Source organism: Thermanaerosceptrum fracticalcis (assembly GCF_000746025.2).
In the GTDB taxonomy this organism is placed as follows: Bacteria; Bacillota; Peptococcia; order DRI-13; family DRI-13; genus Thermanaerosceptrum; species Thermanaerosceptrum fracticalcis.
This window is the reverse complement of sequence record NZ_CP045798.1, coordinates 1,824,180-1,848,559: the sequence shown is the minus strand read 5'-3', so window position 1 is coordinate 1,848,559 and position 24,380 is coordinate 1,824,180. Positions and strand designations below refer to the sequence as shown.

Annotated in this window: 23 protein-coding genes and 1 pseudogene; 22 read left to right on the top strand and 2 right to left on the bottom strand. The window is 47.6% G+C overall.

The annotated features are described in order from the left end of the window. Positions 1-269: 269 nt before the first annotated feature. From BR63_RS09535 to BR63_RS09515, 5 genes are read left to right on the top strand one after another with little or no spacing between them, the layout of a single operon-like run. The gene (locus BR63_RS09535; RefSeq protein ID WP_034422098.1) at positions 270-827 is read left to right on the top strand and encodes a 2-oxoacid:acceptor oxidoreductase family protein; all 558 of its coding nucleotides are present in this window, start codon (positions 270-272) and stop codon (positions 825-827) included. After that, the gene (locus BR63_RS09530) at positions 820-1,128 is read left to right on the top strand and encodes a 4Fe-4S binding protein (RefSeq protein ID WP_051965705.1); all 309 of its coding nucleotides are present in this window, start codon (positions 820-822) and stop codon (positions 1,126-1,128) included. Before BR63_RS09535 ends, BR63_RS09530 begins: the two co-directional genes overlap by 8 nt. After that, entirely contained in the window at positions 1,121-2,326 is a 1,206-nt protein-coding gene (porA, locus tag BR63_RS09525) for a pyruvate ferredoxin oxidoreductase (protein ID WP_034422096.1), read from the top strand. The genes BR63_RS09530 and porA overlap by 8 nt, the downstream gene beginning before the upstream one ends. Beyond that, positions 2,320-3,213, top strand: coding sequence for a thiamine pyrophosphate-dependent enzyme (locus tag BR63_RS09520; RefSeq protein ID WP_034422094.1), 894 nt, complete (start codon positions 2,320-2,322; stop codon positions 3,211-3,213). Before porA ends, BR63_RS09520 begins: the two co-directional genes overlap by 7 nt. A gap of 24 nt (positions 3,214-3,237) precedes the next feature. Beyond that, positions 3,238-4,680: a 4-hydroxyphenylacetate 3-hydroxylase family protein gene (locus tag BR63_RS09515; RefSeq protein ID WP_276568982.1), complete on the top strand. Its 1,443-nt coding sequence runs from the start codon at positions 3,238-3,240 to the stop codon at positions 4,678-4,680. Positions 4,681-4,697: 17 nt separating this feature from the next. On the opposite strand, the gene BR63_RS09510 is transcribed toward BR63_RS09515, so the two are convergent. Beyond that, positions 4,698-5,480, bottom strand: a complete 783-nt coding sequence (locus tag BR63_RS09510; RefSeq protein WP_051965703.1) for a ZIP family metal transporter — start codon at positions 5,478-5,480, stop codon at positions 4,698-4,700. Between the two features lie 281 nt (positions 5,481-5,761). Between BR63_RS09510 and BR63_RS09505 the strand changes: the two genes are divergently transcribed. The 15 genes and pseudogenes from BR63_RS09505 (at position 5,762) to BR63_RS09435 (ending at position 22,654) form a co-directional block, all read left to right on the top strand. After that, on the top strand, positions 5,762-7,108 hold the full coding sequence (locus BR63_RS09505; protein ID WP_034422090.1) for an NCS2 family permease: 1,347 nt from the start codon (positions 5,762-5,764) through the stop codon (positions 7,106-7,108). A 155-nt stretch (positions 7,109-7,263) separates the two neighbouring features. Continuing rightward, a pseudogene (gene purE / locus BR63_RS09500) lies at positions 7,264-7,765 on the top strand (5-(carboxyamino)imidazole ribonucleotide mutase). Positions 7,766-7,947: 182 nt separating this feature from the next. Next, the gene (gene purB / locus BR63_RS09495) at positions 7,948-9,243 is read left to right on the top strand and encodes an adenylosuccinate lyase (protein WP_034422088.1); all 1,296 of its coding nucleotides are present in this window, start codon (positions 7,948-7,950) and stop codon (positions 9,241-9,243) included. Positions 9,244-9,440: 197 nt separating this feature from the next. Beyond that, positions 9,441-10,154: a phosphoribosylaminoimidazolesuccinocarboxamide synthase gene (purC, locus tag BR63_RS09490; RefSeq protein WP_420825496.1), complete on the top strand. Its 714-nt coding sequence runs from the start codon at positions 9,441-9,443 to the stop codon at positions 10,152-10,154. Between the two features lies 1 nt (position 10,155). Beyond that, positions 10,156-10,410 carry a phosphoribosylformylglycinamidine synthase subunit PurS gene (purS, locus tag BR63_RS09485; RefSeq protein WP_034422086.1) on the top strand — a complete coding sequence of 85 codons (255 nt, stop codon included), beginning with the start codon at positions 10,156-10,158 and terminating at the stop codon, positions 10,408-10,410. Then, complete coding sequence (purQ, locus tag BR63_RS09480; protein ID WP_034422084.1) at positions 10,407-11,111, top strand: phosphoribosylformylglycinamidine synthase subunit PurQ; 705 nt, start codon at positions 10,407-10,409, stop codon at positions 11,109-11,111. The genes purS and purQ overlap by 4 nt, the downstream gene beginning before the upstream one ends. Next, the gene (gene purL / locus BR63_RS09475) at positions 11,108-13,303 is read left to right on the top strand and encodes a phosphoribosylformylglycinamidine synthase subunit PurL (RefSeq protein ID WP_034422083.1); all 2,196 of its coding nucleotides are present in this window, start codon (positions 11,108-11,110) and stop codon (positions 13,301-13,303) included. Before purQ ends, purL begins: the two co-directional genes overlap by 4 nt. Then, entirely contained in the window at positions 13,288-14,742 is a 1,455-nt protein-coding gene (gene purF, locus BR63_RS09470) for an amidophosphoribosyltransferase (protein ID WP_051965701.1), read from the top strand. The genes purL and purF overlap by 16 nt, the downstream gene beginning before the upstream one ends. Beyond that, entirely contained in the window at positions 14,721-15,770 is a 1,050-nt protein-coding gene (gene purM, locus BR63_RS09465) for a phosphoribosylformylglycinamidine cyclo-ligase (protein WP_034422082.1), read from the top strand. The genes purF and purM overlap by 22 nt, the downstream gene beginning before the upstream one ends. Continuing rightward, complete coding sequence (gene purN / locus BR63_RS09460; protein WP_034422080.1) at positions 15,770-16,399, top strand: phosphoribosylglycinamide formyltransferase; 630 nt, start codon at positions 15,770-15,772, stop codon at positions 16,397-16,399. Before purM ends, purN begins: the two co-directional genes overlap by 1 nt. After that, positions 16,392-17,927 carry a bifunctional phosphoribosylaminoimidazolecarboxamide formyltransferase/IMP cyclohydrolase gene (gene purH, locus BR63_RS09455; RefSeq protein WP_034422079.1) on the top strand — a complete coding sequence of 512 codons (1,536 nt, stop codon included), beginning with the start codon at positions 16,392-16,394 and terminating at the stop codon, positions 17,925-17,927. The genes purN and purH overlap by 8 nt, the downstream gene beginning before the upstream one ends. A 21-nt stretch (positions 17,928-17,948) precedes the next feature. Continuing rightward, positions 17,949-19,214 (top strand): phosphoribosylamine--glycine ligase, encoded by a 1,266-nt coding sequence (gene purD, locus BR63_RS09450; RefSeq protein ID WP_034422141.1) that lies wholly within the window; start codon positions 17,949-17,951, stop codon positions 19,212-19,214. Between the two features lie 564 nt (positions 19,215-19,778). Continuing rightward, complete coding sequence (glmS, locus tag BR63_RS09445; protein ID WP_034422077.1) at positions 19,779-21,605, top strand: glutamine--fructose-6-phosphate transaminase (isomerizing); 1,827 nt, start codon at positions 19,779-19,781, stop codon at positions 21,603-21,605. A 332-nt stretch (positions 21,606-21,937) separates the two neighbouring features. Next, complete coding sequence (locus BR63_RS09440; RefSeq protein ID WP_034422075.1) at positions 21,938-22,186, top strand: hypothetical protein; 249 nt, start codon at positions 21,938-21,940, stop codon at positions 22,184-22,186. Positions 22,187-22,303: 117 nt separating this feature from the next. Continuing rightward, positions 22,304-22,654, top strand: coding sequence for a hypothetical protein (locus BR63_RS09435; protein ID WP_034422073.1), 351 nt, complete (start codon positions 22,304-22,306; stop codon positions 22,652-22,654). Between the two features lie 223 nt (positions 22,655-22,877). Here the strand turns inward: BR63_RS09435 and BR63_RS09430 are convergent, their stop codons facing one another. After that, the gene (locus BR63_RS09430; RefSeq protein ID WP_034422071.1) at positions 22,878-23,267 is read right to left on the bottom strand and encodes a helix-turn-helix domain-containing protein; all 390 of its coding nucleotides are present in this window, start codon (positions 23,265-23,267) and stop codon (positions 22,878-22,880) included. 143 nt (positions 23,268-23,410) lie between these two features. Between BR63_RS09430 and BR63_RS09425 the strand changes: the two genes are divergently transcribed. Beyond that, complete coding sequence (locus BR63_RS09425) at positions 23,411-23,587, top strand: aspartyl-phosphate phosphatase Spo0E family protein (protein WP_187142870.1); 177 nt, start codon at positions 23,411-23,413, stop codon at positions 23,585-23,587. Next, complete coding sequence (locus tag BR63_RS09420) at positions 23,568-24,242, top strand: GGDEF domain-containing protein (RefSeq protein ID WP_051965698.1); 675 nt, start codon at positions 23,568-23,570, stop codon at positions 24,240-24,242. The genes BR63_RS09425 and BR63_RS09420 overlap by 20 nt, the downstream gene beginning before the upstream one ends. Positions 24,243-24,380: the final 138 nt, after the last annotated feature.

Below are 24,380 nucleotides of genomic sequence, written 5' to 3'. Positions count from 1 at the left end.
TTCGGTGTTTTTTTGTTGACAAACTTATTAGACTAAGGTGTTTAACGGCAGGTGATTTGGAGCCGGAATACAAGAGAACAACGCCACGATGTGGCAAAGGTGCATAATAGAAAGTTATTATCACATGATGGAAAGAGTTCTTTTTAAAATATCTTGTCTTTTTAGAACATTTGAGTCATTGACATATTATAGAATTAAAAATACAATTAAGGCATAAGATTAAATGAAAATATATTTTCACTGTATGAAAAAGAATGGGGGGGAGTTAATTGAAAGAAATCAGATGGCATGGCCGGGGAGGTCACGGCGGTTTCACAGCTGCACGTCTCCTGGGAATGGCAGCATCAGTCTATGGAAATTATTATGCTCAAGCCTTTCCTTCCTTCGGACCCGAACGTCGGGGTGCCCCGGTATTAGGATTTACCCGGGTTGATAACAAACCCATCCATGATCACAGCAAAGTTTATACTTGCGACTATGTAGTTGTGCTGGATGAGAGTTTGCTGGAGACCATAGATGTAAAAGAGGGGTTGAAAAAAGGAGGAACTTTACTAATAAACAGCATTTTGTCTCCGGACAAGTTTAAAGATTCCGAAGATTATAACGTACATACCATAGATGCAACAAGTCTTGCTTTAGAAGTTCTGGGTGTACCTGTAACTAATACTGCTATGTTGGGGGCTCTCGTGGCTGTGGCCGATTTTGTTTCTTTAGAAGCTGTATTACAGGCCATTGAGCGTTCCATGCCCAAAGAACTTCAAGAAAAGAATAAAAAGGTTGTAAAAATGGCCTACGAGAAACTGCGGGAGGGGAAAATTCATGCCTAAACCACAAATTACAAGCTTTGCTTTTCCCTCAAGGAAAGAGGGAATGCCCCTGGGGCCCAGTGCCGTGGCCGGAGTTTTGGTAGAAGCCAATGCCGGCTGGCGTACTTTTAGGCCGGTGATTAATGGAGAAAAGTGCACCAGGTGTCAGCGTTGCTGGCTCCTCTGTCCGGACGGGGTCATTGAACGGGGGGAACCCTATTTCCAGATTGATTACAATTTCTGCAAAGGGTGCGGGCTTTGTGCTTACGAATGTCCGGTAAAAGCCATAACCATGGTCAAAGAAGGTGATAGCAATGGTTAAGAGTACAGGATTAAAAAGACGTGACTTTATCTCAGCCAATGATGCCGTGGCTTATGGTGTTAAGCTCTGCCGGCCGGAAGTCATTGCTGCTTATCCGATTACACCCCAGACTACAGTAGTGGAGAAGCTGTCCGAATTTATTGAGAACAAAGAAATGGCATGTGAATATCTCAATGTGGAAAGCGAACATAGTGTAATGAGTGCTGTAATGGGGGCTTCTCTCATGGGATGCAGGACTTTTACCGCCACTTCTTCTCAGGGCCTTCTCTATATGTGCGAGATGCTCCATTATGTCAGCGGGAGCCGCTTTCCTATTGTGATGATGAATGCCAACCGTACCGTGGCTGCTCCCTGGAACATTTTTGGTGACCATCGTGATTCCCTGGCTATGCGGGATTCAGGCTGGATGCAGGTTTATGTGGAAAACGGGCAGGAGGCTCTCGATACAATTATCCAGGCCTACAAGCTAGCCGAAAACCCCAAGGTCTTAACACCTGTTATGGTCTGCCTGGACGGATTTGTTCTTACCCATACATATGAACTTGTAGATATTCCGGACCAGTCCGCAGTAGATGCCTTTCTGCCGCCTTTCGTGACGGAAAATAAACTGGACCTGGCTAAGCCTAAAAGCTTATGTATCACAGCCCCTCCCGAATGGCAGACGGAGTTTAGATATCAGCAGTACGAAGCTATGAAAGAAGCCAAAAAGCTTATACCCGGGATTGATAAGGAATTCGCTGCCCATTTCGGCCGTTCCCACGGAGGCCTGATTGAAGAATACCGCTGTGAGGATGCTGAATATGTCCTGATGGCCATGGGCAGCGTAGTAGGAACTTCCAGGCTGGTGGTTGATAAGCTGAGAGAAGAGGGCTTGAAAGTGGGCCTGGTGAAAGTTCGCTTCTATCGTCCCTTTCCCAAGGAAGAGCTGGCCAGTATTGGAAGTAAGGTAAAAGCTGTGGGAGTTATTGATCGGGACATTTCTTTTGGTTATGAAGGGGCCCTCTATGCCGATGTCAAGGCTGCCTTATACAATTCTCAAGGAACTTGCCCCCGGACCATCAACTTTATTGCAGGTTTGTCTGGCCGGGATATCACCAAGGAAAACCTGGAAATGATGTACCGGAAACTGATCAAGGCAGCTCAGGGACAGGCCGAAGAGGAAATACAATTTGTAGGATTGAGGTGGGAGCAATGGTAAATGTACGAAATCTGCCGGACCAGGAGCTGTTTTACGGCCATAAGGCCTGTCAGGGGTGTGGTGCGGCAACGGCAGCACGCCTGGTCTTAAAAATTACCGGAGAAAGAACCTTCCTGGCCTACCCCGCCAGTTGTATTTCCACTGTATCCACCATCTATCTCCAGATGGCCTTTGCGGTTCCTTCCTTAACTATGGCCTTTCCTGCTACTGGTGCAGTTTTGTCAGGTATGGCTGCGGCGGTGAAAGCGAAAAAACTGGAGAATGTCACAGTCCTAGGTATTGCCGGGGATGGAGGTACAGCTGATATCGGTTTACAGGCCCTGTCGGGTGCTGTGGAAAGGGGAGACAAAATCCTCTATGTGTGTTATGACAACGAGGCCTATATGAACACGGGAGTACAGCGCAGCAGTTTAACTCCCTATGGTGCCTGGACTACCACCACGCCTATTGGCGAAAATGAAGATTCCTTTGGTAAACGTAAGTTTAAGAAGAACCTTTTTGAAATTATGATGGCCCACCGGATTCCCTACTGTGCCACCGCCAGTGTGTCTTATCCCGTGGACTTTCTCAATAAAATCGAAAAAGCCAAGGATACCGACGGGCCCTCCTTTATCCATGTGATGGCTCCCTGTCCCACAGGTTGGGGTTTCCCCTCTGACAGGACTATTGAGATAGGGCGACTGGCCGTAGAAACAGGCCTCTGGTACCTGGCTGAATACGAAAACAACAAAGTAAAAATGAACCTTGTACCTAAAACCTTCAAACCTGTTGAGGAATATTTGAAAAAGCAAAAACGTTTTAAACATCTTACCGACGAGCATATAGCCATCATTGAAAAACACCGGGATGAAGAATGGGCCACCATGGGGCAAAGATATGGTTTTTGAAAGTCTATTATTTGAAAGGGGTGTATTCTTATGATGAACAAAGAACAATACATAGAAAGTTTGAGGAAACTCAAACCCATCATCTACTGTAACGGTGAGAGAATCGAGAGCGTCGTGGACCATCCTATGACCAGGCCCCACGTCAACTCCGCAGCCATGACTTATGAACTGGCCTGCCAGCCTGAATACGAAGACCTGATGACTGTCACCTCCAGCCTCACCGGCAAGAAAATCAATCGCTTCACCCACATCCACCAGAGCACCGAAGACCTGGTCAAAAAAGTTAAAATGCTAAGAATGATCGGCCAGAAGACCGGCACCTGCTTCCAGAGATGTGTAGGCTTTGACGCCCTTAACTCCACCTTCATCGTAACCCACAAAGTCGATAAAGAATGTGGCACCAACTACCACCAGAGATTCGTAGAATACATGAAATACGTCCAGGAAAATGACCTGATGATTGCCGGCTCCATGACCGACGTCAAAGGTGAACGGAGCAAAAAACCCGGCCAGCAGGCTGATCCCGATCTCTATGTTCACATCGTGGAAAGAAGAGACGACGGCATCGTCATTCGCGGGGCTAAAGCTCACCAGACCGGTATGGTCAACTCCCACGAAATGCTCATCCTGCCCACCACCAACCTGGGACCTGATGACAAAGACTATGCCGTAGCCTGTGCCGTACCTGTCGACGCCCCGGGCGTAATCCATATCTTTGGCCGCCAGACCAATGACCAGAGAAGACTCCAGGGTGACATCGACACCGGTAATGCCGAATACGCCATCGTAGGCGGCGAAACCCTCACCGTCCTCAACGACGTCTTCGTACCCTGGGAGAGAGTCTTCATGTGCGGTGAATACCAGTACGCCCAGGAATACGTCGAAACCTTCGCCGCTTATCACAGACAAAACTACGGCGGCTGCAAAGTAGGTGTAGCCGACGTCATCATCGGTGCCACTGCCGCCATGGCCGAATACAACGGCGTGCCCAACGCCTCTCACATTAAAGACAAAATCATCGAAATGATCCACCTTGCCGAAACCATGTACAACTGTTCCATCGCCTGCTCTGCTGAAGGCCAGAAGACCCTGGCCGGGAACTACTACGTTAACACACTTTTAGCCAACACCGTCAAACTTAACTGTACCAGATTCATGTACGAAATCTCCCGTTTGGCCCATGACGTAGCCGGCGGCTTCATCGCCACCCTGCCATATGAGGCTGACTACAAATCCCCTGTCACCGGGCCCTACATTGAAAAATACTTCGCCGCCAATCCCAAAGTACCCACGGAACACAGAATCAGAATGGCAAGACTCTTGGAAAACATGACCGGCGGTACCGCCTTGGCCGAATCCATGCACGGGGCCGGCTCACCCCAGGCCATGAGAGTTATGCTTTACCGTGAGACCAACCTGGAACACAAAAAGAGCCTCGCTAAGAAGCTCGCTAAAATTGAAGAATAGGGGGAGAGACCAAAGGTTTACCCCAGTACATTATCCAGGAACATCATGATCACAAAACCAATCAATAAGCTGTGGGTGGCTAATTTTGAACTTTTATCCCTCTGGGTTTCCGGGATGATTTCATGACTAATCACAAAGAGCATGGCGCCGGCGGCAAAGGCCAGGGTAAAGGGGAGTAAAGGCCTTGCCACCTGGACAATTCCTACCCCTAATAAGCCCCCAATGGGCTCAACCAGACCGGTGGCTAAAGCCGCTAAAAAAGCTTTCCAGACAGGAACTTTTTCTCTGATGAGAGGTAAAGCACAGGCTAAACCCTCAGGCATGTTTTGCAGCCCGATGGCAATAGCCAGGCTGATACCGTTTGAAATATTTCCGTCACCGAATCCTACCCCTACAGCCAAACCTTCAGGAAAGTTGTGTATGGTGATGGCGGTAATGAATAACCAGGCTTTTCTCAGGTTATTATGATTTTGACTGGGGCCCAGGGAAAGATTGGTATCGGGGAAAAACTTATCGACCATATCGAGAAAGATACCACCGCCTAATATTCCTATTAAAGTAATGCCGGCTCCCCTGATACCCCCCCCTGCTGCCTCAATGGCAGGGATGATCAAGCTGAAAGAAGTGGCGGCTAACATGACTCCTGCGGCAAAACCCAAGAGAGCATCCAGAATTTTTTTGGGAAAGTCTTTTATGAAAAAAATGGGGAGTGAACCCGCTCCGGTAGCCAGGCCTGCAGCTAGGCTTGACAAAAGACCCAAGGTAATAATACTGAAGTGGCTGGTTAAATACTCTATCACAAAGTTAACCCCCTCTAGCTAAGCTAGTCAGTAGTATATCTCTTCTCTCTAACTTATGATGTGAGAGGTAATTTGGTTAGCGGCCAACTTTACCATACAATGGAAATATACGAATTATAAAAATAAATATTGTATGTAATGTTCGTATTTACCTTGACATCATGGCTTATTGTAGATAACATTAGAATATAAGTTCGTTAAATGAGGCATGTTTAGGACCAATCTCTTTGGCGAATGCTACCATCAAGAAAGTAACTTCAGCACGTGGGAGGAAATAATCGATGTTAGAGAAATTGTTTAGACTTCAAGAAAATAAAACAGATGTAAAAACAGAAGTAATGGCTGGAATTACTACTTTTATGACTATGGCTTATATCATATTTGTTAACCCCAGCATTCTGAGCATTGCCAAGATACCATTCGGAGCCGTGATGTTTGCCACTTGTATTTCGGCGGCTTTAGGTACTATCTTGATGTCTTTACTGGCCAATTATCCTTTTGCCCTGGCGCCGGGCATGGGCTTAAATGCCTTTTTTACCTTTACCGTTGTCTTAAACCTAGGCCTTCCCTGGCAAGCTGCTTTAGCCGCAGTTTTTATCTCAGGATTGATTTTTTTACTCCTGACCCTGACCAAGGCCCGGGAAGCCATCGTTAATCATATTCCCATGTCTCTAAAACTGGCAGTAGGCGTAGGTATCGGTTTGTTTATTGCCTTAATCGGTTTCAAGAACGCGGGAATTGTGGTACCTAACAGTGCTACGCTGGTCCAGTTAGTTTCTCCCCAGCATTTTACCGATCCTGAACTAGCCAAACTGTTACCTCCGGGCACAACCGTAGCCAGTGTCTTATTGGCCGTTTTTGGTGTTCTCTTCACAGGTGCTCTGGTGATCCGTGGGGTAAACGGTGCCCTGTTTTATGGGATTATTGTGACCACATTGGTGGGCATTCCTTTTGGTGTAACGAAGATTCCTGCTGATTTCAAGATTTTCGGTCTACCGGAAAATCCTCTGGGTGCTTTTTTGGCTTTCGATTTCCGCTCAGTCTTCGAATTCGGCATTATACCTATCATCTTTGCCTTTACTTTTGTCGACCTCTTTGACACCATTGGGACTCTGGTAGGGGTTTCTACCAAAGCCAACATGCTAAATGAAAAAGGAGAACTTCCTCGGGCCAATCAGGCGCTTTTGGCTGATTCTTTAGCCACCATGTTTGGCGCCGCCATGGGGACCAGTACTGTTACCACTTATGTGGAATCGGCTGCGGGTGTGGCTGCGGGCGGACGTACCGGTTTGACTTCTCTGGTCACTGCCCTGCTCTTTCTCGTGGCCATTTTCTTTGCACCCCTGGTGGGTATCATACCGGCGGCTGCAACGGCTCCTGCTCTGATTATTGTAGGTATTTTTATGATGGAGCCTGTCACAAAGATCGACTTTTCCGATTTCATGGAAGCTATTCCAGCCTTCTTTACCATTGTGGCTATGCCCTTCACTTTTAGTATCGCTGAAGGAATTGTAGCCGGTGTTCTTTCTTATACTATTCTCCGTATATTGACGGGGAGAACTAAAGAGATCAATACTACTATGTGGGTATTATCTGTGCTTTTTGTCATCAGGTTTTTCCTGCATTAAATGAATAAAGAGGGGTTGTCCCCCTCTTTTGCACCATTTAGAAAGTATAAATTTTAAGAGGCACAAGTGCAACTAAGGCTTCTACCTTCGCCTATGGCTCGGTACAAGCCAAGTTTTCTTTGCCATATCATATACATTTTGAAAGGGTGGTTAAGATGAACACACAAGTACTTATGATCATGGGCAGCGATTCCGACTGGTCTATTATGCAAAAAGCAGCCCTTACTTTAAAAGAGTTTGGTGTGGCTTATGAGGTTCATGTGGCTTCTGCGCACCGTACCCCTGAACGGGCTTTGACTTTGGCCAGGGAAGCGGCAGAACGGGGATATTGAAGTCATTATAGCCGGAGCAGGCGCGGCTGCCCACCTGCCTGGTGTCCTGGCTGCAGTTACGCCTCTCCCCGTGATTGGTATTCCTATCAATGCCACACCCCTCAATGGCCTTGACGCCTTGTACGCCATTGTGCAAATGCCTTCAGGTATTCCTGTAGCCACAGTGGCTATTGACGGGGCGAAAAACGCCGCTTTGCTGGCTGTGCAGATTTTAGGTGTGAAAGACAAAGCTTTGCGGGAGAAATTTGTCTCTTATAAAGCCCAGATGGCTGAAGAAGTAGTCGCTAAACATAAAAAAGTGCAGCAGCAGGCGGCGGAATTATAATTCTATCCGACATCCGATATCCTCTTTCCGAAAAATTCATACTGAGAATATTTATATCTACAGAAGTATCTCTATTACTAACGGTAGTTGGTTGTAAGAAAACGGTTCACGGTTAACGGTTAGCGGAAGTCGGAAATCGGTAGTCGGAAGTGGGAAAGTCGACGGAATAGGAGGACTAAAGGATGATAGATCGTTATACCTTGCCGGAGATGGGAAAAATTTGGACTGTAGAGAATCGTCTTTCCACCATGCTGGAAGTGGAAATCCTGGCCTGTGAGGCTATGGCGGAACTGGGAATGATTCCCCGGGAGGCGGCCCAAAACATCAGGGCCAAAGCTGCCTTTGATGTAAAGCGCATTGAAGAAATAGAAGAAATAACAAAACACGATGTGATTGCTTTTCTGACCAACGTGGCCGAGTATGTAGGAGAGGATGCTAAGTATATTCATATGGGCATGACCTCCTCCGATATCCTGGATACAGCCCTTTCCGTTCAGATGAAGCAGGCTGGTGAATTAATTCTGCAGAAGATGAAAGGCCTGGGGGAAGTGCTAAAAGAAAAGGCAGCCCTTTACAAAGATGCCATTATGATGGGACGTACCCACGGTGTCCATGCCGAACCCGTTACTTTTGGCTTGAAAATGGCCCTCTGGTACACAGAGAATCAAAGAAACATGGAACGCCTGGAACAGGCCATCAAAATGGTCTCCGTGGGTAAAATTTCGGGCGCTGTAGGAACCTTTGCCAATATTCCACCTCAGATTGAAGAATATGTCTGCCGTAAATTAGGTTTAGAGCCGGCCCTTGTATCTACCCAAATCATCCAGCGTGACCGCCACGCCCATTACATGGCTATCCTCGCTGTCATCGCCAGTTCTTTGGACAAGTTCGCCACAGAGCTCAGGCATCTCCAGCGCACCGAGGTACTGGAAGTGGAAGAACCCTTTGCAAAAGGGCAAAAAGGTTCCTCGGCTATGCCCCATAAAAAGAACCCCGTTTTAGGCGAAAGAATTTCAGGCCTGGCCCGGGTTATCCGCGGCAACGCTTTAGCCGCTTATGAAAACGTAGCCCTCTGGCACGAACGGGATATCAGCCACTCCTCTGTGGAAAGGGTTATTCTCCCCGACAGTACCATTCTCGTCCATTACATGCTGGACAAGATGACAGGTATTATTAAGAATCTAAAAGTCAATACGGATAACATGCGGCAAAACATTGAGAAAACCCTGGGACTGATCTTTTCCCAGCGGGTGATGCTGGCCCTGGTGGAAAAGGGAATCGCCCGGGATACGGCCTACCAAATGACCCAGCGCAATGCTATGCGAGCTTGGGATGAAAAGAAGGATTTCAAAACTCTGGTTCTGGAGGACGGGGACATTATGACCCATTTAACTCCTGAGGAGGTTGAAAATCTTTTTGATTATACTTACCACACCAAGCATGTGGACTATATTCTGAAGCGGGCAGGCATTCTATAAGTTTGCAGTGCGCAGTGGACAGTTGGCAGCACTTTATCGTACCACGTTAACCGTTAACAGTTAACCGTCATTAGGGGCCACAGGGTGCAACTATAATACGGTTTACGGTTCACGTCATCACGGTTAACGATCCTGGGTTCACTGGTCACTAGCTTCGGAAATCGGAAGTCGTGAATTAATGAAGGAGGAGTATAAATATGGTGGAAATTCTTGAACAACTCTATGAAGGGAAAGCCAAAAAGGTTTATAGGACTTCAGACCCCAAACTCTACATGGTTTACTACAAAGATGATGCCACAGCCTTTAACGGTTCAAAAAAGGGTTCCATTCAGGACAAGGGCTACTATAACAACCAGATTTCAGCTATTTTCTTTAAACTCCTGACGGAAAAAGGCATTCCCAATCATTTTGTGGAGCTTACCGGGGAGAGAAGCATGCTGGTGAAAACCCTGGAAATTATTCCTGTGGAAGTTGTTGTGCGTAACATTGTAGCGGGCTCCCTGGCCAAACGGATAGGCAAGCCGGAAGGAACCCAGCTGGCTGTTCCTGTCTTAGAGTTTTATTACAAAGACGATGCGCTGGGAGACCCTATGATTAACGAGTACCATGTGAAGGCCTTGGGGCTTGCCACGGAAGAGGAAATGAAGACCATCAGCCAAATGGCCCTAAGGGTGAATGAGATTTTGGTGGAACATCTTACACCCCTTAATATCCAGCTGGTGGATTTTAAACTGGAATTTGGCCGCCATGAGGGAGAGATTCTCCTAGGCGACGAGATTTCCCCCGATACCTGCCGTTTTTGGGATACGGCCACCCAGGAAAAACTGGACAAGGACCGCTTCCGCCGGGACCTGGGCAAAGTGGAAGAGGCCTATCAGGAAGTTTTACAGAGACTGACAGGGGGTAAATAAAATGTTGAAGGCCATCGTCACCATTCATTTGAAGAAAAGCATCCTTGATCCCCAGGGCAGTGCCGTTCACCGGGCCCTCAAAGCCCTGGGTTACCAGGGTGTGGAAGAAGTCCGGGTCGGCAAGCACATTGAGGTTTTTTTGGCTGATACCAATAAAGGGGAAGCCGAAGAGAAGGTAAAAGAAATGTGTGCCAAACTCCTGGCTAACCCGGTCATTGAGGATTATCGTATAGAAATCGTGGAGGTAGGAGCATGAAATTCGGTGTGGTCGTTTTCCCAGGCTCCAACTGTGATGCCGACTGCTACCATGTCATCGATAAGGTCCTGGAACAACCCGTAACCTATTTGTGGCATGGACACGATGACTTACAGGGGGTAGACTGCATCATTGTGCCCGGCGGTTTTTCTTATGGCGATTACCTGCGTACCGGGTCCATTGCCCGGTTCTCTCCCGTTATGAATAAAGTAGTGGATTTCGGCAAAAAAGGAGGCCTTATCCTCGGTATCTGTAACGGTTTTCAGATTCTGACCGAAGCAGGGCTTTTACCCGGTGCCTTAATCAGAAATCCCAGCCTCCAGTTTCGCTGCGAGAATGCTTACCTGCGGGTAGAACGTGCAGATACTCCTTTTACCAATGAATTCACCAGGGGGCAGGTCATCCAAATCCCTATTGCCCACGGGGAAGGAAGCTATGTGGCTGATGAGGAAACTCTAAAGCGTATAGAGGACAACGGTCAGGTACTTTTCCGCTACTGTAATGCCAGGGGGGAGATCACCCCTGAGGCCAACCCCAATGGTTCCCTGCATAACATTGCCGGTATCATCAATGATGAGGGCAACGTCCTGGGAATGATGCCCCATCCCGAACGGTGCTCCGAAAAAATTTTAGGTGGAGAAGATGGCCTCTTACTTTTTAAATCCCTGGTGAAATGGTGGATGGGAGGTGCTGGTCGATGAAAGAGCCTGTGTGGCGGGAAATGGGTCTCTCGGACAGTGAGTATGAACGGATTAAAGAAATATTAGGCCGGGAGCCCAATGAAGTGGAACTGGGCATGTTCGGTGTCATGTGGTCCGAGCACTGCAGCTATAAAAACTCCAAACCGGTTTTGAAAAAATTTCCTACTAAGGGGCCCCGGGTTTTGCAGGGGCCGGGGGAGAACGCCGGTGTGGTGGATATTGGTGACGGCCAGGCCGTTGTTTTTAAAATTGAAAGTCATAACCACCCCTCGGCCATTGAACCCTACCAGGGAGCGGCCACAGGGGTAGGGGGCATTATTCGTGATGTCTTTACCATGGGAGCCCGGCCCATTGCCCTTTTAGACTCCTTACGTTTCGGAAGCTTAAAAAGTAAAAAATCCCGCTATCTCTTTAGCGGTGTAGTAGCCGGGATTGCCGGTTATGGCAACTGTATCGGTATTCCCACGGTCGGCGGCGAAGTATATTTCCATCCCTCCTATGAGGATAACTGCCTGGTCAATGCCATGTGTATCGGCCTTATTGAGCATAAGGATATTGCCAAAGGTGTGGCCGCAGGACCGGGAAACCCCGTCATGGTCGTAGGGGCCAGGACAGGCCGGGATGGTATCCATGGTGCTACTTTTGCCTCCGAAGAACTCAATGAAACTTCGGAAGAGCGGCGGCCCGCTGTCCAGGTGGGGGATCCCTTTATGGAAAAGCTCCTCATGGAGGCCTGCCTGGAACTCATCAAAACAGGCTATGTGGTGGGCATGCAGGACATGGGAGCGGCCGGGCTTACCAGTTCTTCCTGTGAAATGGCTTCCCGGGCCGGGACAGGCATGGAAATCGATGTGGCTAAAGTACCCCGCCGGGAAACGGGCATGACCCCTTATGAAGTAATGCTTTCCGAGTCCCAGGAGCGCATGCTGGTGGTACCCAGGAAGGGGAAGGAAAAAGAGGTCCAGGAGATCTTTGATAAATGGGGCCTGGAGGCAGCAGTCATCGGCCATGTTACCGACGACGGCTACATGACCATCAAAGAGGGGGACAAGATTGTGGCCCGGATTCCTGCCAAGGCCCTGACCGAATCCTGTCCCGTCTATGAAAGAGAGGCAGTGGAACCTGCTTATTTAGCTCAGGCTCAAAACTATGACTTAAGCACCTTGCCCGAACCCGAAGACTATGCTCAAGTGTTATTGACTTTGTTAGGTACGCCTACTATTGCCAGTAAGGAATGGGTTTACCGCCAGTACGATTACATGGTGGGATTAAATACTGTGGTACCGCCCGGCAGTGATGCCGCCGTCTTACGGGTCAAGGGTACGAAGAAAGGGATTGCTGCTACCACAGACTGCAACTCCAGGTATGTCTACCTTGACCCCTACCGGGGAGGCCAGATTGCCATCGCTGAGGCAGCCCGTAATTTAGTGTGTTCCGGGGCTATGCCTCTCGCCGTAACAGACTGCCTGAACTTTGGTAACCCGGAAAAACCGGAGATCTTCTGGCAGTTTAAAGAGGCGGTAGCCGGTATGAGTGACGCCTGCCGGGAACTGGAAACACCGGTTACCGGGGGTAATGTCAGTTTCTACAACGAAACCAAAGGTGAAGCCATCTATCCTACCCCCACCGTTGGTATGGTCGGTCTGGTGGAAGACCTGGACCATGTGACCACTATGGGCTTTAAAAAGGCCGGCGATATTATCATTCTCCTGGGACAAAATAAAGACGAACTGGGTGCCTCCACTTATCTTAGCGTCATCCACGGACTGGAAGCGGGAAGACCGCCGGAAATTAACCTCCAATTGGAAAAGCAGGTGCAGCAGACAACCCTGGAATTAATCAAAGAGAAATTGATTAATTCCGCCCATGACTGCTCGGAGGGTGGTTTGGCCGTAGCCCTGGCCGAGTGTTGCCTGGTCGGTGGCATAGGGGCAGAAGTTAGTTTATCTGATAGCATACGTCCCAGCAGTATCCTTTTTGGCGAGAGCCAGTCACGTATTATTGTGACTACACCCAAAGAAGAATTGGACAATGTTTTAAACCATTTAAGTCAAAAACAGGTCCCCTATAAAGTTTTAGGTACCGTGGGCGATACAGAGCTTAGTATTGTGGGTACCGGTTGGAAAGTGCGCCTGGACCTTAAAACCATGGAGGAGAAATATCGGGGGGCTATACCATGTTATATGAGTTAAGAGATAAAATGGAGGAGGCTTGTGGGGTTTTTGGCATCTACGGACCCCAAAAAGATGTAGCCAAATTGACCTACTACGGCCTTTATGCCCTGCAGCATCGGGGCCAGGAAAGTGCAGGTATTGCTGTATCCGACGGCTTAGGAATAAAAGTGCATAAGGACATGGGGCTGGTGTCTGAGGTTTTTACGGAAGAGATTCTAGCCAAATTAACGGGACATATGGCTATCGGACACGTGCGCTATTCTACCACAGGTGCCAGCCTGGCTGTAAATGCTCAGCCCCTGGTGTGCCGTTATCTCCAGGGCAGCCTGGCTGTCGCCCATAACGGCAACCTTACCAATGCCAATGAACTCAGGGATAAACTGGCTGCCAATGGCTCCGTCTTTCAGTCCACGATAGACTCAGAAGTTATCGTTAATCTTATTGCCCATTATGGCCAGAGTTCTATAGAGGATGCCCTTATGAAATGTATGATCGATATTAAGGGTTCTTATTCCTTGGTCGTAATGACCGAGGAAAAAGTATTAGGGGTACGGGACCCTTATGGCAACCGGCCCCTCTGTTTGGGCAAACTGGGGGATTCCTATATCATAGCTTCAGAGACCTGTGCCCTGGATGCCCTAGGGGCCCGGTTCGTCCGGGATATGGAACCGGGGGAGATTGTCACTATCGACCAGCACGGGCTCCGTTCCCGCCGTTTCCTTACCGCTCATGAACCTGCCGTCTGTATTTTTGAATATATCTATTTCGCCCGGCCTGATTCCAACATTGACGGGATTAATGTGATGGCGGCACGGCGGGCCATGGGCCGGGAACTGGCCAAAGAACATCCTGTGGAAGCGGATATTGTGATTCCTGTACCTGACTCGGGTATAGCGGGAGCCCTTGGCTATGCAGAAGCCATGGGGCTCATGTTTGAAGTGGGTCTCATGAAGAACCGCTATGTGGGCCGGACTTTTATCAATCCGGAACAAAATGAACGTGACCTGGCTGTACGCCTGAAGCTCAATCCTGTCACCAGGCTGATTGAGGGCAAAAAGGTTGTAGTGGTGGACGACTCCATTGTACGGGGGACCACCAGTAAAAAAATTGTGAAAATGCTAAAGGACAAGGGAGCCAAAGAGGTTCACATGCTGGTTAGTTCTCCCCCCGTCATGCATCCCTGTTACTATGGCATAGATACCTCCGAACGGGCTCAACTCATTGCCGCCCAAAAGCCTCTGGAAGAAATCCGTAAATATATTGATGCCGACAGTCTCCATTACCTGAGTCTGGAGGGACTCTACCGGGCTTTAGGCCGGGAAGGCGGTTTTTGTACCGCGTGCTTAAGCGGCGAATACCGTATTGATATTCCGGCCGAGGAAGAACTGGGCAAACATATCCTGGAAACTACGGAATGGCGGAGGGAGGTTAAAGCATGCGCCCGACTGAAAAATTAACCTACCAGGCGGCAGGAGTAGACATAGACAAAGGAAACCAGGCCGTGGAACTCTTTAAACCCCTGGTGGCCAGGACCATGCGGCCTGAAGTAATGGGGGGCTTAGGCGGCTTTGGGGGCCTTTTTGCCCTGGATATAAAGAAATACACCCAGCCTGTCTTAGTATCCGGTACTGATGGCGTAGGGACTAAACTGGCTGTAGCCCATAAAATAGGCAGGCATGATACTATTGGTATCGACTGTGTGGCCATGTGCACCAACGATATCCTGGTTTTGGGTGCAGAACCCCTTTTTTTTCTGGATTACCTGGCCGTGGGCAAATTAGAACCGCAGCAGGTGGCTGATATTGTGGCCGGAATTGCCGAAGGCTGTTTCCAGTCAGGCTGTGCCCTCATCGGTGGGGAAACCGCCGAAATGCCTGGATTTTACCGCCCTGGCGAATATGATGTGGCGGGATTTGCCGTAGGTGTGGTAGACAGGGATAAAATAATTGACGGTAAAAACATTGTCCCCGGGGATGTTATTTTAGGATTGTCTTCTTCGGGGCTGCATTCCAACGGGTACTCTCTAGCTCGCAAAATCTTTTTTGAACTATTGGGCTGGGAAGGGGACAAGTATGTGCCCGAGCTGGGTTGTACCCTGGGCGAGGAGCTTTTGCGCCCTACTCGTATTTATGTGAAGTTAATCCAGGAAATCATGGCCAACTTTTCGATAAAAGGCATGGCCCATATCACCGGCGGGGGGCTCCTGGAGAACCCGCCCCGCATCTTACCCCAAGGCTCCCATATCCTCCTTGATTATGGCTCCTGGGATGTTCCTCCTGTCTTTAAGCTTTTAGCCCAGGGGGGCCAGGTGGAGACACTGGAGATGCTCCGCACCTTTAACATGGGGATTGGTTATATGCTGGTTGTGGCTCCGGAGGAAGCCGAAAAAATACTGGGCTGGCTTACGGCTAGAGGTGAAAGGTCCTATCCCATTGGACAAGTGGTTGAGGGTGAGCCGGGCGTAACGGTAAGGGGGTTACCCTGATGGCTCATCTGCGGTTGGCTGTTTTAGCCTCGGGCAGGGGTTCCAATCTCCAGGCCCTGCTGGATGCAAGTGAAAGGGGTCAAATGAATGCCTCTGTAGTGGTGGTAATTTCTGATAAAGAAAAGGCTCAAGCCCTGGAGCGGGCCCGCAAGCACGGTATACCGGCCCTTTGGGTAAATCCCCGGGATTTCTCCGGTAAAGAAAATTTTGAAGCCGCTGTTTTAGAAGTGATTAAAACATATAAAGTGGATTATATTCTCCTGGCCGGGTTCATGCGCATTCTTTCCCCATCCTTTATCCGGCAGGCCGGCATACCTATCCTGAATATCCATCCTTCCCTTTTGCCTGCTTTCCCCGGGCTTAATGCCCAGAAACAGGCCATTGACTACGGGGTGCGCTACAGTGGCTGTACCGTGCACTTTGTCGATGAAGGTGTGGATTCAGGCCCCATTATTCTGCAGGCCGTGGTACCTGTTTTTCCTGACGATTCGGAAGAAACCCTTTCCATGCGTATTCTGAGGGAAGAGCACAAACTGTATCCCCTGGCCGTCCGGCTCTTGAGTGAAGGACGGGTACGGTGCGTGGGGAGAAAGGTTATCATTTCAGGGGAAGGTGAAGTAGATGGCTAGACGTGCACTTATCAGTGTCTCTGACAAAAGAGGATTGATAGATTTTGCTAAAGGGTTGGCGGATCTGGGCTACACCCTCATTTCTACAGGAGGAACTGCCCGTGCGTTGAAAGAAGCAGGAATAGATGTTACCTATGTTTCTAACGTTACCGGTTTTCCGGAAATCCTGGAAGGCAGGGTCAAGACCCTTCATCCCTTTATTCACGGTGGTATCCTGGCCAAAGGAACAGGGGAACACCTGAAGCAGCTGGCGGAGCTGGGGATAGCACCTATTGATCTCGTAGTGGTTAACCTGTATCCTTTCCGGGAAACCATAGCCAGGCCAGGCGTTACCCTGGAAGAAGCTATTGAAAACATCGATATCGGCGGGCCCACCATGGTGAGAGCGGCAGCCAAGAATTATGAACGGGTAGCCATTGTGGTTAATCCTGACCGTTATCAGGAAATCCTGGCCCAGCTCCGGGAGAAGGGTGAAGTGACCAGGGAGACCAGGCAGGCCTTAGCTTTAGAAGCCTTTAGCCATACGGCTTCCTATGACATGGCCATCAGCCGTTATTTAAGTAAAATTGTTAATCCTGATGCATTCCCTGTTCACTGGTTTGAGGAGGGGATCAAGGTTCAGGAACTGCGCTACGGGGAAAATCCCCACCAGAAGGCGGCTTTTTATCGACTGCCGGGAAATATGGAGGGTACCCTGGCCGGCGCCAAACAGCTCCAGGGTAAAGAGCTCTCCTATAATAATCTGGTGGATCTCCAGGCTGCCTGGTCCGTGGTGAGAGATTTTAAAGAGCCGGCAGCGACTATAATTAAACATACGAACCCTTGTGGCACTGCCTTAGGGAGCGATCTCTACGAGGCCTACACCCGGGCTTTTGCCGCCGACCCTGTTTCTGCTTTTGGCGGCATCATAGGACTAAACAGGCAGGTGGACGGGAAAACAGCAGGGGAAATCGCCAAGACTTTTATGGAAGCAGTGATTGCTCCCTCCTATACACAGGAAGCTTTAGCTTTTCTCGCCGATAAAAAAAACCTGCGGCTTTTGGCCATAGGTGATAATCAGCCTGAGGAACATGGTTACTGGCTGGAACCTGTGAGCGGCGGTTTTCTCATTCAGGAGCTGGATACTGTACAGGTGCTGGAAAAAGAGCTTAAGGTAGTAACAGAAAAAGCACCCGATGCTGAAATGCTCGCTGAGCTCCTTTTTGCCTGGCAGGTGGTAAAGCACGTGAAGTCCAACGCCATCCTCCTTTCCAAAGACAAACAAACCATTGGCGTAGGAGCAGGTCAGATGAACCGGGTGGGGGCCGCCCGTATTGCCCTGGAACAGGCGGGCGAAAAGGCGAAAGGTGCAGTTCTGGCCTCTGATGCCTTCTTTCCCTTCGCCGATACGGTGGAACTGGCCGCCCAGTATGGTATTAAGGCTATTATCCAGCCTGGTGGTTCTATCCGTGATGAGGACTCCATCAAAGCGGCTAATGACAGGGGAATGGTCATGGTCTTCACCGGCATCCGGCATTTTAAACACTAGGAGGAACCACAGGTGAGAAAAATGAACGTTTTAATCGTAGGTAGCGGGGGAAGGGAACATGCCCTGGCCTGGAAGATAGCCCAGAGCCCTAAAGTGGAAAATCTGTACTGTGTACCCGGCAACGCCGGGATCAGCCGGCTGGCCCGGTGCTTTCCCATCAAAGTGGAAGACATCCCGGGTATTGTGGCCTTTGCCCGGGAAAAGTCCATTGATCTGGTCGTTGTGGGACCGGAACTGCCTCTTACCTTAGGTCTGGTGGATGCTTTAGAGGCAGCGGGTATCAGATCTTTCGGTCCTTCTCAAAAGGCTGCCGAGATCGAGGGAAGCAAGGCTTTTGCCAAAGACCTGATGCATAAATACGGGATACCCACGGCCCGTTACGGAGTTTTTACCGATGTGGAAACAGCCCGTAACTTTGCCCGGGAAATGAAAGGGCCCTGGGTGGTAAAAGCCGACGGACTGGCGGCGGGTAAAGGTGTTCTGATCTGCACTTCCATGGAAGAAACTTTTGCCGCTATTGACCAGGTCCTGGTGGGGAAAAACTTTGGTTCAGCGGGAGACAGGCTGGTCATTGAGGAGTTTTTAGAAGGCGAGGAATTAAGCCTAATGGCCTTCTGTGACGGGGAAACTGTGGTACCCATGGTTTCTGCCCAGGACCATAAACGGGTCTTTACGGGTGATCAGGGGCCTAATACGGGGGGGATGGGGGCTTATTCGCCCGCACCGGTGGCTACACCCCGTCTCCTGGAAGAAGCGCAAAAGACTATACTGGAGCCGACGGTAAAGGCCATGGCCCAGGAAGGACGCCCCTTTAAGGGGGTTCTCTATGCGGGACTAATGATCACGGAAGAGGGTCCAAAAGTACTGGAATTTAACGCCCGCTTCGGAGACCCCGAAACCCAGGTGGTTTTACCCCGCCTGGAAAATGACCTGATAGAGGTTATGGACGCAGTAATCGCAGGAAGATTAGCAGAGATAGAAATAAAGTGGAAGCCTGAAGCCTGTGTCAGCGTCGTGATGGCTTCGGGAGGATATCCCGGAGACTATGAACAGGGTTATCCCATCACCGGCCTGGATCAGGTGCCTGAGGGAGTGATGGTTTTCCACAGCGGCACAGCATTTGACGGTGAGAGAATAGTCACCAAAGGTGGACGGGTCCTGGCCGTAACGGCTTTAGGAGCGGATCTTCGCCAGGCTGTGGACAAGGCTTATGAAGGGGTAAAAGCGATTAACTTTACTAAAGCCCACTACCGTACGGATATAGCCCACCGGGCTTTTAGTAGGTAATAGCAAGACCATCATAAAACTAATAACAAGAGGGCTTCCGCTTTTGTCACAAAGGAGGAAGCCTTTCCCATAAAATAACAAGGGGAGGTTCTTGATGATATGTTATAAGTAGTGTAAAATTATTACGTTTAGCATGGGAAAAATGTTTCCAGTTTAGGGGACAGGCAACATTTTTACCCTCTGCTCATACATAATAAATCTCAGGAGGTGATTTTATAGAGAAGAGTACTACCAACTACCAACTATCAACTAACAACTACCAACCATGGAAAGCGCCAGGACCGCCTCTGCGGTTGACGAGGTGGGGGTTTATCGAAGTGTTCGGCGGATGCCCTCCGGTGCAGCACCACCGTTAAAGGTATCAAAAGACCGGGAGCAATCCCGGGGACAAAGGGTACCGGGTGCCATATTACGATTACCGATTACCGTTATCCGATTACCGAATGGAATCGGCTGATTTGTTATTGTCTGAAACGTAATTTCTGGTATCAGGTCCTTCGGATATCGGAATTCGGAGTTCGGATTTCGGACCGCTTAAATGAGGTCTCTAGAGGAGGAAATAGAATGTGTGGTATAGTTGGCTACGTCGGGCACAAGGACGTTACACCTGTTCTGGTGTCCGGCTTAAAGAAATTAGAATATAGAGGTTATGACTCTGCCGGTGTGGCAGTAATCGAAGGAAACCGTATAGCAGTGGTTAAGACTGTTGGGAAATTATCAAGCCTTGAGAAAAAGCTGGATGAGTACACTCCTCAGGGTTATGTGGGTATAGGGCATACCCGCTGGGCTACCCACGGTCGTCCCAGTGATGTCAACTCTCACCCTCATCAGGGGTGCTCCGATGACTTTGCCGTGGTACACAACGGTATCATCGAAAACTACCTGGAACTAAAAGAATGGTTAATTCATGAAAAAGGCCATGTTTTTACTTCGGAGACGGATACAGAAGTTATTGCTCATTTGATAGAAGAGTATTACCGGGGAGATCTGGTGGAAGCTGTGCGCAAAACCCTGGATAAGGTGAACGGGTCCTATGCTATTGGTGTAGTTTCGGTACGGGAACCGGAGAAACTGGTGGCTGCCCGGAAAGACAGTCCCCTGATTGTGGGACTGGGTGACGGGGAACACTTTATTGCATCAGATATTCCCGCTGTCTTAAACCATACCCGTGACGTCTACCTTATTGAAGATGGCGAAATTGTGGTGCTGACCAAAGATAATGTGCAAATTATTAATCGTGACAATACTCCGGTTAAACGCGAAATCTATCATGTGGAATGGGATGCGGAAGCAGCCGAAAAAGGCGGTTTCGACCATTTCATGCTGAAAGAAATTTTTGAACAGCCGGAAGCTTTTAAAAAGACTTTAACGGGCCGGATCCAGAATGATAAAGTTAAGTTTAGTGAATTTGAATTTACTAAAGAGCAGGTACAAAACTGGAAGAAAATCTTCATTGTGGCCTGTGGTACAGCTTATCACTCGGGATTGGTAGGCAAGCCCCTCTTGGAGGAATTCTTACGCATACCTGTGGAAGTAGATATCGCCTCTGAATTTCGTTACCGGGATCCCCTGGTAGACGAGGAAACCCTGGCTATTTTTATAAGCCAGTCAGGTGAAACGGCAGATACCCTGGCCGCTCTTAGGGAGGCCAAGAGCCGGGGCGCTGTCACCCTGGCCATTACCAATGTGGTGGGCAGTTCCATTTCCCGGGAAGCCCACCATACCCTCTATCTTTGGGCTGGGCCGGAAATAGCCGTGGCTTCTACCAAAGCCTATACTACCATGCTTATTGCCCAGTACCTCTTATGCATTTACCTGGCCCAGGTGAAAGGGACCATGCCTCAAGGAAAGGCAGAAGAGATTCTCTCCGCCCTCCAGCTTCTTCCCAAGAAGTGCCAGGAAATACTGGCCAACAAAGATGCCTTCCTGGAAGCGGCAAGAAACATCAAAGATGCGCAAAACCTTTTCTTCATTGGCAGAAGCTATGACTACCACATCGCTCTGGAAGGTTCCCTGAAACTGAAAGAGATTTCCTATATACACGCTGAAGCCTATGCAGCCGGGGAATTAAAGCATGGCACCCTGGCCCTCATCACTGAGGAGACTCCTGTTATTGCCATTGCTCTCCAACAGAAAACCTATGACAAAACATTGAGCAATGTCAAAGAAGTAAAAGCCCGTGACGCTTTCGTCATTGGTTTGGCTATGGAAGGAGATACGGAAATTCTTAAGACCGTGGATAAAGTCCTTTACATTCCTAAAATAGACGACATCGTCAGTCCTGTCCTGGCCATTGTCCCCCTCCAGCTCCTGGCTTACTATGCCGCCTGTGAAAGAGGATGCAACGTGGACCAGCCCAGGAATTTGGCCAAGAGTGTTACGGTGGAGTAGGGGGGTAAGGGAATTCCGATTAGGGCAGGATTAAGGGAAAAGGATTAAAGGAAAAGGCATAAGGAATAAAAAAGGGATAAGTACAAAGCCTTGAAAAATACAGGCTTATGTTGCTTATCCCTTTTTTTCATTTATCCTTGAGCCTATCCCTTTGGCATAATGCAGGAAAAACATAAAGAATTGTTGAAAAAACTTAATGCTGTAAGCTGGAATTCAAAAGGAATATTTCCAGGATACGGAGAATTATATACTAAAAATGATTAAAGAATAAAAAAATTAATGATGGGTATCATGGCTGTTAAAGAACATTTTATTTTTGCGGTAGCAGCGAAATGAGTTATAAATGGGCCGATAACGAAGCAGGTGAGAAGAGTACATTATACATGCATAAATGGAGAGTGCCAAATCCTCCGCCTAAATCAATCAATGTTACAGTAAAGTTTAAAGGTGAATTAGAATTATATGATGAAGCTCAATGTTTTGGAGAATATACAAGTGACTTCACTCCTTTAGGGAAATTTGGGTTTTGTCACTTGAAATCTTCTCCATTTTGGGGTGAAGTCCTTTTTTCTGTCATTTGAAACCTTTGTTGGACAACACCTCAACAATTATGCAAAAGGCTCGTACTTTATAAAGATAGAAAAATTAGATAGAATATGATAATATATTTTTTGAATTACTTGGAAGGTGGTATGAATATGGATACATGCATAGAAAGTACGAAAAAAGCGGAAATAACAATGCGATTATCTGAATTTGAAATGCCCCCGATGCAGGATGTTTTGCTCGTTGGGAAAAAAGCTCCTATAGGTCCAGAAGCCGCAAGAAGGATGGTGGATATTTTATCACCAGAACAATATGAAATTATAGGGGTTGACCATGCTGCAATTGAGGCTATCGTTATAAGAAAAGTGCTTCTCAATATGTTGCCGCAGGAAAAACTTGTTACATTAATTTTGGAGGAAGGTGGCAAGATTGCTAACGAATCGATGATTATAAAGGCACAGGTAAATATAATACTTCAAGTTAGCAAGTCCATAGATCTATGATAAAACGGGTATGGGGGATAGATGTCCTTTTGGTACAACAGGATAATAACTTGGTTGGGCTGATAACGAAAACGCTTTTAAGCGCTAACTTGGTAAGCATATCGATTTGCTTACTGGTTTATATAAAAGCGATTATAAATATAGATTGCCAAAAAAGGATGAGGTTATATTATACCCTCATCCTTTAGTTTTCAAGGTGGACACTATGAATAAAATAGCTACTTTAGTTCTTGCCCATATAAGGAAGGATAGTTTTTATAAGCTTTTTGACTAACTCTAATTCTTTTGGCGAGCATTTGTTAAGTAAATCATTTATCTCTGTGTCTTTGTTACTATCAAAAGTATCGTAAGTATTACGGGCATCGTGAACATAATAAGCATTACAAGCGTTTTTCCCGAAAATAAGGTAATCTAAAGATACATGTAAACAATTGGCGACTTTCACTAAAACGGGGAGACTCATTTGCCGCTCTCCCCGTTCCAGTTGCCCGACGTAGTAATCTGAAAGTTCTATAATTTCTGCAAACTCTTCCCGCGAAAGTTCGAGTTTTTCTCTCTCTTCCCGTATTCTTTGCCCGATAGCCTTGTTATTTATCTCCACATTTCTCTCCATTTCTCGTTCACTCCCTACTTTAAAATACTTTATCTAACTTTAAACCATAGATGAATTTGCAATGTGCATACATTTATTGTTTGCAACATGCCAATATTTGATGTAGAATTATGATTGTGGTTATTTTTGGGAGAGTGAACGGAGTGAATATAAAAGATAAAATAGAAATAGCAAGAAATATCCTTAATAATGCAGCAAATATGAACATGAGCAAAGAAATTCTCTTAAAAATAAGCCAAAAAATCGATAAATATATTGTTGAGTATTTTCGTGAAGGTGAAGGCCAAAAGGGTGGTTTCAATGAAAGAGAAGATGTATAAATATGCTCCTGTTATTTTATTGTCAGGTGGGCTGATCTTATGGCTTATCGCATTTTTGATAGATAGACATTACAACCATAATCAAGGTCTGGCGGTATGGATGCCGTTTGTAATAATCCAGGTGGTAATTAGCACAATCTGTGGCATCTTCATTAAAAAACTGCACCAACAGGTACATACTGATTCGCTAACTGGCCTGCGCAACAGGAAATATTTTTATACAAAACTGTCAGAACTAAAATCTAAAGCTCCAGTCTCATTAATTTTAATAGATATAGATGATTTCAAAAGTATAAATGACACATACGGGCATATAGCAGGCGATCAGGTTTTACAGCAGTTCGCCGATATTCTGCAAAGCAATACAAGAAAAAACGATATAATTGCCCGATGGGGCGGGGAAGAATTTATGGTAATTCTTCCCCAAACTGATGTCAAAGAGGCTTTTAAAATTGCCAATAGGATTAGAACGATAGTAGAAAATCACCTTTTTTCTTATGAAAATATTACTTGCAAAATTACTGTGAGTATCGGCATAACCTCGATAAAAGAAGGGGCAGATATTGGCACAGAACAATTCATTAAAACTGCTGATGCAGCTCTCTATAGAGCAAAAGAAAAAAAGAATTTCATCGTCACAGTTACGGGAGGCTAAAGTTAAAGAAAATATTTGTTTTGGGCTAAAGACATTCCGTGAAATAAAGCCTTTCCAGAATGAAAAAATGTCTTACTATGCTATATCCTCATCCTCCAATCGTTCTTCCTTCTATACATATTTCCACCTACTTCTAGT

Excerpts from the sequence above, each read along its gene's own strand:
- porA (WP_034422096.1), top strand. The coding sequence starts at position 1,121 with ATGGTTAAGAGTACAGGATTAAAAAGACGTGACTTTATCTCAGCCAAT.
- purB (WP_034422088.1), top strand. The coding sequence starts at position 7,948 with ATGATAGATCGTTATACCTTGCCGGAGATGGGAAAAATTTGGACTGTA.
- purD (WP_034422141.1), top strand. The coding sequence starts at position 17,949 with ATGAACGTTTTAATCGTAGGTAGCGGGGGAAGGGAACATGCCCTGGCC.
- BR63_RS09430 (WP_034422071.1), bottom strand. The coding sequence starts at position 23,267 with ATGGAGAGAAATGTGGAGATAAATAACAAGGCTATCGGGCAAAGAATA.
- purM (WP_034422082.1), top strand. The coding sequence starts at position 14,721 with ATGCGCCCGACTGAAAAATTAACCTACCAGGCGGCAGGAGTAGACATA.
- BR63_RS09420 (WP_051965698.1), top strand. The coding sequence starts at position 23,568 with ATGAAAGAGAAGATGTATAAATATGCTCCTGTTATTTTATTGTCAGGT.
- BR63_RS09440 (WP_034422075.1), top strand. The coding sequence starts at position 21,938 with ATGAGTTATAAATGGGCCGATAACGAAGCAGGTGAGAAGAGTACATTA.
- BR63_RS09505 (WP_034422090.1), top strand. The coding sequence starts at position 5,762 with ATGTTAGAGAAATTGTTTAGACTTCAAGAAAATAAAACAGATGTAAAA.
- purH (WP_034422079.1), top strand. The coding sequence starts at position 16,392 with ATGGCTAGACGTGCACTTATCAGTGTCTCTGACAAAAGAGGATTGATA.
- BR63_RS09530 (WP_051965705.1), top strand. The coding sequence starts at position 820 with ATGCCTAAACCACAAATTACAAGCTTTGCTTTTCCCTCAAGGAAAGAG.
- purC (WP_420825496.1), top strand. The coding sequence starts at position 9,441 with ATGGTGGAAATTCTTGAACAACTCTATGAAGGGAAAGCCAAAAAGGTT.
- BR63_RS09435 (WP_034422073.1), top strand. The coding sequence starts at position 22,304 with ATGGATACATGCATAGAAAGTACGAAAAAAGCGGAAATAACAATGCGA.
- BR63_RS09520 (WP_034422094.1), top strand. The coding sequence starts at position 2,320 with ATGGTAAATGTACGAAATCTGCCGGACCAGGAGCTGTTTTACGGCCAT.
- glmS (WP_034422077.1), top strand. The coding sequence starts at position 19,779 with ATGTGTGGTATAGTTGGCTACGTCGGGCACAAGGACGTTACACCTGTT.
- purQ (WP_034422084.1), top strand. The coding sequence starts at position 10,407 with ATGAAATTCGGTGTGGTCGTTTTCCCAGGCTCCAACTGTGATGCCGAC.
- purN (WP_034422080.1), top strand. The coding sequence starts at position 15,770 with ATGGCTCATCTGCGGTTGGCTGTTTTAGCCTCGGGCAGGGGTTCCAAT.
- purS (WP_034422086.1), top strand. The coding sequence starts at position 10,156 with ATGTTGAAGGCCATCGTCACCATTCATTTGAAGAAAAGCATCCTTGAT.
- purF (WP_051965701.1), top strand. The coding sequence starts at position 13,288 with ATGTTATATGAGTTAAGAGATAAAATGGAGGAGGCTTGTGGGGTTTTT.
- purL (WP_034422083.1), top strand. The coding sequence starts at position 11,108 with ATGAAAGAGCCTGTGTGGCGGGAAATGGGTCTCTCGGACAGTGAGTAT.